Below are 8,205 nucleotides of genomic sequence, written 5' to 3'. Positions count from 1 at the left end.
GTGAATACAAGCGACAAGTCGCGGAAAATGCTTCTGAGAGATGTGGAAGGTGAACATGATCATTGATCGCTCACTCTCGCCAAGGTCGAGGTCGCTGCCGGCACAACGCCAGGCCGAGGCGAAGCATCCCCTCGTCATCATCGTCGACGATGACGCCTCGGTTCGCGAGGCGCTGTGCGAGTTGATGCTGTCGGCCGGCTTCGAGGCGGTTTCGTTCAATTCGACCAAGGCACTGCTCGAGACCAGCGCCCTCGAACAGCCGGGATGCCTGATCCTCGACGTTCGCATGCCTGGCTCGAGCGGGCTCGATCTGCAGCGGCATTTGACGTCGAGCGGAAATCCCAAGCCGATCATCTTCCTGACGGCGCATGGCGATATCCCGATGACCGTCCAGGCCATGAAGGCCGGCGCCGTCGATTTCCTGACGAAGCCGGTCCGCGATCAGACGCTGCTGGACGCGGTCAACGCCGCGATCGGGCTGGATGCGGCGCGACGTGCGGAAGCCGCCAGGATCAAGGGCTATGTCGAGCGCTTGCAGACCCTGACGCCGCGGGAGCGCGAAATCATGCATGAGGTGACGCGGGGGCGCCTCAACAAGCAGATCGCCTTCGACCTCGGCATCAGCGAGGTCACGGTCAAGCTGCACAGAGGCAATCTGATGCGGAAGATGGAGGTCGCCTCGATCGGCGAACTCATCCGGGCCTGGGAAGCCCTGCCGGTCAGAATGCGCGCGACCAACGCCGCATAGGACCTTTGAGCGAAATCGGAAGCGGTCGCGGCTGTGTGATGGGATGAACAACAAGATGGAGCATGTCTCGGGGTTCGAGAGAAACCCGAGACATGCTCCAGGGCGGCAGTCCAGTCACCGCGCCGATGCGCAAAAACTCGCGCTGTGCCGGCGATCAGGTCAGCGCCATGCCGCCATCGACGGTGAGGTTGACGCCCGTCACGAAGTCGCTCTGCGCCGAGCAGAGGAAAAGTGCGGCTCGAGCGAGTTCGTCGGCCTCGCCCATTCGGCCAAACGGGATCGCCTGTGCGGCCATCTCCTCGACCCGCGCCAGCGCTTCGGCCGCGACGCCGAGCTTTCCGATGATCGGCGTCGCGGTCGGGCCGGGGCTGAGCACGTTGACGCGGATGCGCCGATCCTTGAACTCCAGCGCCCAGTTGCGGGCGAACGCCTCGATCGCAGCCTTGCTGCCGGCATAAACGGCGTGGCCGTCCAGTACCTTGCGGCTGGCGATCGAGCTGGTCAGCAGGATGGCGCCGCCATCACGCAGCAGCGGGGCGATCTTCTGCACGCCGAAGAAGGTGCCACGCGCATTGGCGAGGAACTGTGCGTCATAGTCCTGCGGCGTCACCGCGAGGCTCGGCTGGATCCGGATGCCGCCTGCATTCGCCATGTAGATATCGGCCTTGCCGAAGCGTTCCGCCACGAGGGCGGCGACGCGCTCATGCGTGGCGAGATCGGCAACGTCGCCGGTAAGACCGATCGCCCTTTGCCCGAGGGCCTCGACGGCTTGATCCACCGCCTCTTCGCGGCGCCCGACAATCAGGACATTCGCGCCCTCGGCCACGAAGATGCGGGCCGTGGCGAAGCCGATGCCACTATTGCCGCCGGTGATCACAGCGACCTTGTTCGACAGTTTGTTCATGCGGACCTCCATCTGAAGGATCCGAGATCGGGGCGCGCCCGGCTGAAATCAAATATTCAAAAGTCGATATGATCTATACATATGTATAGATCGGGCTGACATCGAGATTATTGCTCGCAAAATTGCCTGACGCAAGATCAACGGGCTTCGACAAGCCGCGATTCTCTCAACGCATTCACTGCGGTCTCGAAGCCGACTCTTCAGGAGATGCGCAGCCAGGCATCGCCCGGAGGCGTCGATCGCAGCCCCATAGCCGCGACTCGGAGGCGCCAATGCCGAACGATACATCATCCCGTCCGACCGATTGCAGCCGGCGCGACCTCCTGTGCGGCGGCGCCTGCGCGGCCGCGGCCGGCACGCTTCCGCTCTCGTCTTTCGCACAGCCCGCCACCGTTTCCACTCGGAACAGCAAAAGGAGCCAACGCATGAACTATGTGACGACCCGTGATGGCGTCGAGATCTTCTACAAGGATTGGGGCCCGAAATCGGCGCAACCGCTCGTCTTCCACCATGGCTGGCCGCTCAGCTCGGATGACTGGGACGCGCAGATGCTGTTTTTCCTGGCGCAGGGCTTCCGGGTCGTCGCGCATGACCGGCGCGGGCATGGCCGCTCCAGCCAGGTCTCCGAGGGTCATGACATGGACCATTACGCCGCCGACGTCGCGGCTGTGGTCGAGCATCTCGAGCTGCGCAATGCCGTCCATATCGGCCATTCGACCGGTGGCGGCGAGGCCACGCGCTATGTCGCCCGTCACGGCAGGAAGCGCACGGCCAAGCTCGTCCTCATCGGCGCGGTGCCGCCGATCATGGTCAAGACCGACCGCAATCCCGGCGGCCTGCCGATCGAGGTCTTCGACGGGTTCCGCAAGAGCCTCGCCGCCAATCGCAGCAGGTTCTACACCGATCTCGCGGCGGGACCGTTCTATGGCTTCAACCGACCGGGGGTCGAAGCGGATCCGAGCCTCGTCCAGAACTGGTGGCGCCAGGGCATGATGGGGGCGGCCAAGGCCCATCATGATGGCATCAAGGCCTTTTCGGAGACCGATTTCACCGATGACCTCAAGGTGATCGAGGCCCCGGCGCTGGTGATGCATGGCGATGACGATCAGGTCGTCCCGATCGGCGACAGCGCTCCGATCACCGCCAAGCTGCTCAAGCGCGCGACGCTGAACATCTACAACAAGCTGCCCCACGGCATGGCGACGACCCATGCGAATGTCGTGAACAGGGACATCCTGACCTTCGTCCGAGGCTGACATGCGAGGACGAGGCGGCAATCAAAGCCGCCTCGTCCATGGTCGCCGCTCGGCCACCATTGACTTCCGGAGCAAATCCAAGCGGGACAGCTTCTTTTGCCAGGCCGGAAAGCTCATAGATCCGTCTGCTCGGGCAGGAGCAGAGCATCATCAACGTCAATGCCGAGGTGCCGGTTCGCTTGTAGATCAACGCAACTTTTGTCCGCCGGAGGCTGTGTGTCCCATAGAGCGCAGGGTCCAGGCCGATCAGGGCGACCCAGCCTCGCAGCAACACCGACTTCTTCAACACAATCGGCCCTTAGTAGACGCTCAACATGTCCGCTTTCGGCGATCCAGGCCAGTCGCAACTTCACAATCACTCAAAGAGGGTCGCATCTTGTGAATCCTCCCGGGGCAGTTGTCTGTTCCGCCCAAATAGTATGATGTCCGATGCGATCCTCCTACTAACACGAATTCTCAAGCGTTGGAGCTTCCGAACGGACGCAGCGCGATCCAGGCCTCGCGCGCGTCAACGAATTATCGACGATTGCCTTGCAAGAGTGTCGGACCGGTAAGGAGCTGTGCTCGGATTTCGACACCAATGAAGACGCGTGCTTCCACGACGGACCTCTATGATCCCGAGCTTCGCAGCGTCATGGTGCGAGCGCTCTATGGCACGCCATTGGCAATCCCGATCGGGATGGCGATCGCAACGACGGTGATCGCAGCTTGCGCTGCCATCACAGGTGACGCCACTTTCGCTCTCCTCAGCGCCGTCATGGGGTGCGTCGGCGCATTCCGCTTCGGCGCGCAGGTTTTTTATAGACGGAAGCAATCATCGGTTTCGACCGTCGTGTTCGAGCGTCTGGCATATGCCGGCGCGTGGGCGACCGCGTTCACGATGAGCTGTTTCGGTGCATATGCCGTCACGGTTCACTCCGACGACCGTATCGTGACGTTGGCGGTTGCACAGACCATCGGCTACATCGCCGGAATTGCCGGCCGTAACAGCTCCCGCCCGTTCATCACGAATATCCAGGTCACTTTCGCGGCGCTACCCTTCGCCGGCGCGCTGATTGCGTCCCAAATCCCAGCGTTCGTCGTTATCGCTGGTGCGCTGTTGATGACCGTTGTGCTGACGATCTCGTCCTCGGACGTCATACATCGTGTGTTCGTATCGAATTTTCGCACAACACGCGATCTTAAGACGATCGCGAGGACCGACAGCATCACCTCGCTTCTCAACAGGCGCGGGTTCATCGAGGAGGTGGAAGAACGGCTTTCGTCGAAGAGACGAACCTACCTTCTGTCCGTGGACGTCGATGACTTCAAAACAGTCAACGACACACTGGGCCACGACATCGGCGATGCCCTGCTGTCCCTGGTAGCCGCTCGCATCTCGTCGGTTCTGGACCCCGGCGACAAAGCAGCGCGAATCGGCGGCGACGAGTTCATGATCGTGTCCGATCGCGCCAGCAAAGATATTGCCGAACTAGCCGCGCTAGTGGTCAGCTTGTTTACGGATCCCATAAGCGTCGGCAAAGCCACGCTTTCGGTTTCGGTCAGTATCGGGCTCGCCAATGCGACTGGCGAGTCGCTCGAGCGTTCACTGAAGCACTGCGACCTGGCTCTCTACAAAGCGAAGGCCGAAGGCAAAAATCGCTGGCTGTCTTATGTGCCCGAGATGAGCGAAGCCTATGATCGTCGGATGGAATTGGAGCAGGACTTAGCCAAAGCCATTGTGGAAGGTCAATTCGATCTCCATTACCAGCCGATCTATAGCCCGCGCGGTCGAACGATATTGATGTGTGAGGCGTTGATGCGCTGGAAGCATCCAACGCGCGGCTTGGTCAACCCTGCGGAGTTTATCCCCCTTGCTGAACAGAACGGGCTGATCAAAAGCCTCGGTTCTTTTGCGATCGAGCAGGCGCTGAAAGCTGCGATCAGCTGGCCGCAGCCGATCGGCGTCAGCGTCAATGTATCCGGCAAGCAGTTCCACCGGGATCATGATCTGGTCGGCATCATCGAAGACGCGCTGCGGCGGACCGGGGTTGCGCCTCACCGGGTGACCGTCGAGGTCACTGAGACGACGCTTGCGGACGATAAGGAATTCGTGATCGCGACGTTGCACCGGATACGCGCGTTGGGCGTGAAGGTCGCTCTGGATGATTTCGGCACGGGATACTCGTCGCTGAGCTACTTTGCCGAGCTCCCAATCGACATCTTGAAGATCGACCGGGCTTTCGTCGGCAGCATCGCCACGAGTACCAAGGCAAGATCGTTGATGCGGGCCATCACGGGTTTGGCGGGCGATTTGAACGTGCCGATAATCGTCGAGGGCGTAGAGACTCCAGAGCAGTTCGAAGCGGTGACGCGCTTCGCTCCCTATGGCGTTCAGGGCTTTCTGTTCGCGCGACCAATGCCGAAAGAGAATATCGATCCGATCATCGATCGGCGCGTCGCGCTTCCCGCTATCGACCGGCCTTCCACAACCGTGACGAAAAAGGGCCGTTCCTCCGCAGCCTAAACAGGATATGTTCTGCTTCCTAGCAACGGGAGCCAGGGCCCCATGGCCGGCGTAGGCGTCAAAGACCTCCTATCCGCCGATGATATCGACGAATCGGATCTGATCGACGTCTTGAACAAGGCTGGGGCGATTGCCGACGGAAAGTTGCCCCCACGGACAAGCGCCAAGATGATTGGCCTTTTCTTCGAGCAGGAAAGCACGAGGACCAGGATAGGTTTCGACGTCGCGGCCTCTCGGCTCCGCCATCATGTCGTCGATATCTCGGCTTCGCCGGCCAGCCGGCTCGGCAAGGCTCAAGGCGAAGATCTGGAGGATCACGTTCGGACGGTCTCGGAGTACTGCGACCTCATTGTCGCCAGGACCGAACATGTCGCGACGGTCGAAGAGATCGCGCGCCTTACGCATCTTCCCGTGGTCAACGGCGGAAACGGGATCGGTGAGCATCCGACTCAAGCCCTCGTCGATCTCTTCACGATCGAGCGACGCCTTGGAGATGTCAGGCAGCTGTCGGTGGCACTGTCGTGCGATCCGACCGCCCGCCATGCTCTCTCCTTCATGAAACTGCTCGCGTTGCGCCCCCCGCGGCGCTTCACCCTCTGCCTCGCTCCTGAAACGAAATTATCCAACGTCGCTGCGGCTGCGATTGATGACTTGAGGCATTGCGGCACGACTATCGATAGGGTGGATAACGTAGAGGACACGCTGAATTATGACGTTCTCTCGATCCAAACTCAGAAAGCGTCCAGTATCATCAGCGGGCGTATTGGCGAGATGGATACGGTTCAAAAGATAGAGGACGAGAAATTTACATTGACGGCCGAAAAGATACTTAGAAATCGGTCCAAAACGATGATTTTGAACCCCCTGCCGCGGCATTCCGAGACCGACAAGTCATGCGACAGACTCCCGAACGCCGCGTACTTCGAACAGGTCCGGCTCTCGGTTCCAATTCGGATGGCGGTTCTCAGCCGCATGCTCGCGGGCCGGCGCTGGGCGGGGCGATCTCTTTCGCACTTGCGGCCTGGATGGCCGGAAACATCGTCGCCTATTTCCTCCTCGCTGTCGCGATCCGTCAGCTAAAACTCGACCTCTCGTATCCGGAAATTCTCGCCATACGCTCCGCCGGTGGGCTGGCGATCGGTCTCGTTCTGGGTTGGCGCGACCGTAAGTTATTTGGTGAGGTCTGGCGCTCGCGCCTGCCGTTGCATCTCGCTCGAAGTGCTCTGCATGCTGTTGGCGCGATTGCGGTGGTTTGGAGTGTCGCCAATCTGCCGCTGGGCCTCGTGGCGAGCATTGAATTCAGTGGACCGTTGTTCGCGGCCGCAATCGGCGCGTTCGCATTCCGGCTACGGCCAGCCAGATTCGCCTGGATCGGGCTCGGCTTAATTTTCGCCGGGGCTGCGGCTATCGTGTTTCAGTATAAAGAGGTCATGGGTCTCGCGATCATCATTCCGTTTGCTGGCGTCGGATTCCTGACATGCACGAATATAATGCTGGGAACGCTCACCCAGAAGCAGTCCACGCATTCGATATTGTTTATCATGAATGCCGCGCAACTGGTGATCTTCCTGACACTGAGCCTGTTGGGGACTGAAGCTCTCCAGCTTCCATCCTCGTCCATATCGACGACGACGCTCTTTGCGCACGGGACCGCGACATTCGCGCTTGCGATCGTTCTGATGGCTGTCTCCGGCTACATGACCCAAGCGTCACTGAGCCAAGCGACGCGCCATGGTACCGCAGTTCAGGTCTCGGCGCTCGATACTTTGCGCATTCCAGCACTCGCAGCTGCCGGCGCGCTGCTTTTTGGCGAGCCGCTCGAACAGGCCTTTATGATTCCTAGCACTATTATCATGTGCGGGGCACTCTTGGTCACATATCTTGATCGAATCAGGCGAGTATAAGAAGAATATGCGCTCAGTTGAATGGTTCGTTTGTCGAAAGACTTGTGATGATCGTGGTGCCCGTCACTGCACTCGACGCAGTTCGAAGGCGAAGGCGCTGAGCCCCAGCCATTGCTGCATGGAGCAAGCCAGGGCCTGATCGCCATCGATCTCCATTTGACCGGTGTCGGGCTCCTTCTTGATCGTCGCCAGCGCCATCCAGATCGCCGTCATCGTGCGCAGGGAACTCGCGATCAGCAGATCGAGCTGATGGCCAGGGTGGAGGCGGATGCAGCAACGTGGCAAGCTGCACGCGCTGGCCGGAGACAACTGCCTTCGAGATGGGCCGTGATGAAGGCGGGAACGTTCTGAACCGCGCCCACCGGCGGCGGTATCTCCTGTCGGGTCTTCTCACCTGCGGTTGCTGCGGTGCCGGCTACACCTTGGTCGCGGTCGGGCGCTATGGCTGCGCCGGCCGGGTTCCAAGGGCTTATGTCAGAACGATCGGACGATCAGCCGCCGCGAGCTCGAGGAGTGATCGCTGGAGATCCGGGTAGCAGAGCCCGGCGAGCGTCCTGCGGTCCTGGTTCACCCGAACCTTGCGGAAGCCTATCGGCGGCGCGTGGCCAGCTGGAGAGCTCGCTGGAGGATCAGGAGCGGCGCGCTGAGACGATCGTTGTCGCGTCTCGGGGCGGCGGCGTCTCGCTTGAGCTGCACGGCGACCTGGCGCGGCTTCTCGCTGTTTGCTGCTGGCATGCAAAAAAGCCGCCCTTGGAGGGGCGGCTTTGAGCGCCGAAGATCGGCCTTTTGTTGATTTGGTTGCGGGGGCCAGATTTGAACTGACGACCTTCAGGTTATGAGCCTGACGAGCTACCGGGCTGCTCCACCCCGCGCTAATGGGTGTTTAA

7 protein-coding genes and 1 tRNA gene are annotated in these 8,205 nt (G+C 60.7%); 5 read left to right on the top strand and 3 right to left on the bottom strand.

Annotation, left to right across the window (positions count from 1 at the left end):
• Positions 1-55 precede the first annotated feature (55 nt).
• A complete protein-coding gene (locus tag ACQKLX_RS29705; protein WP_427365161.1) occupies positions 56-748 on the top strand; it encodes a response regulator transcription factor in 693 nt (230 codons plus the stop codon).
• Between the two features lie 154 nt (positions 749-902).
• Here the strand turns inward: ACQKLX_RS29705 and ACQKLX_RS29700 are convergent, their stop codons facing one another.
• Positions 903-1,652: an SDR family NAD(P)-dependent oxidoreductase gene (locus tag ACQKLX_RS29700; RefSeq protein WP_427365160.1), complete on the bottom strand. Its 750-nt coding sequence runs from the start codon at positions 1,650-1,652 to the stop codon at positions 903-905.
• 425 nt (positions 1,653-2,077) lie between these two features.
• Here ACQKLX_RS29700 and ACQKLX_RS29695 point away from each other — a divergent pair, with 425 nt between their 5' ends.
• From ACQKLX_RS29695 to ACQKLX_RS29680, 4 genes are all read left to right on the top strand, one after another.
• Positions 2,078-2,908, top strand: coding sequence for an alpha/beta fold hydrolase (locus ACQKLX_RS29695; protein WP_427365159.1), 831 nt, complete (start codon positions 2,078-2,080; stop codon positions 2,906-2,908).
• A gap of 580 nt (positions 2,909-3,488) precedes the next feature.
• Positions 3,489-5,414 (top strand): putative bifunctional diguanylate cyclase/phosphodiesterase, encoded by a 1,926-nt coding sequence (locus tag ACQKLX_RS29690; protein ID WP_427365158.1) that lies wholly within the window; start codon positions 3,489-3,491, stop codon positions 5,412-5,414.
• A gap of 42 nt (positions 5,415-5,456) precedes the next feature.
• Positions 5,457-6,494 carry an aspartate carbamoyltransferase gene (locus ACQKLX_RS29685; RefSeq protein ID WP_427365157.1) on the top strand — a complete coding sequence of 346 codons (1,038 nt, stop codon included), beginning with the start codon at positions 5,457-5,459 and terminating at the stop codon, positions 6,492-6,494.
• Positions 6,440-7,318: an EamA family transporter gene (locus tag ACQKLX_RS29680; protein WP_427365156.1), complete on the top strand. Its 879-nt coding sequence runs from the start codon at positions 6,440-6,442 to the stop codon at positions 7,316-7,318. Before ACQKLX_RS29685 ends, ACQKLX_RS29680 begins: the two co-directional genes overlap by 55 nt.
• A gap of 63 nt (positions 7,319-7,381) precedes the next feature.
• Here the strand turns inward: ACQKLX_RS29680 and ACQKLX_RS29675 are convergent, their stop codons facing one another.
• Positions 7,382-7,516 (bottom strand): hypothetical protein, encoded by a 135-nt coding sequence (locus tag ACQKLX_RS29675; RefSeq protein ID WP_427365155.1) that lies wholly within the window; start codon positions 7,514-7,516, stop codon positions 7,382-7,384.
• Between the two features lie 597 nt (positions 7,517-8,113).
• Positions 8,114-8,190 (bottom strand) — tRNA-Met (locus tag ACQKLX_RS29670).
• Positions 8,191-8,205: the final 15 nt, after the last annotated feature.

The sequence above is a fragment of the Allobosea sp. NPDC003192 genome, from assembly GCF_050275675.1.
In the GTDB taxonomy this organism is placed as follows: domain Bacteria; phylum Pseudomonadota; class Alphaproteobacteria; order Rhizobiales; family Beijerinckiaceae; genus Allobosea.
This window is presented reverse-complemented; position numbering and strand designations above follow the sequence as displayed.

Coding starts and splice junctions, on each gene's coding strand:
- ACQKLX_RS29705 (WP_427365161.1), top strand. CDS start 56: ATGATCATTGATCGCTCACTCTCGCCAAGGTCGAGGTCGCTGCCGGCA.
- ACQKLX_RS29700 (WP_427365160.1), bottom strand. CDS start 1,652: ATGAACAAACTGTCGAACAAGGTCGCTGTGATCACCGGCGGCAATAGT.
- ACQKLX_RS29695 (WP_427365159.1), top strand. CDS start 2,078: ATGAACTATGTGACGACCCGTGATGGCGTCGAGATCTTCTACAAGGAT.
- ACQKLX_RS29690 (WP_427365158.1), top strand. CDS start 3,489: ATGAAGACGCGTGCTTCCACGACGGACCTCTATGATCCCGAGCTTCGC.
- ACQKLX_RS29685 (WP_427365157.1), top strand. CDS start 5,457: ATGGCCGGCGTAGGCGTCAAAGACCTCCTATCCGCCGATGATATCGAC.
- ACQKLX_RS29680 (WP_427365156.1), top strand. CDS start 6,440: ATGGCCGGAAACATCGTCGCCTATTTCCTCCTCGCTGTCGCGATCCGT.
- ACQKLX_RS29675 (WP_427365155.1), bottom strand. CDS start 7,516: ATGGCGCTGGCGACGATCAAGAAGGAGCCCGACACCGGTCAAATGGAG.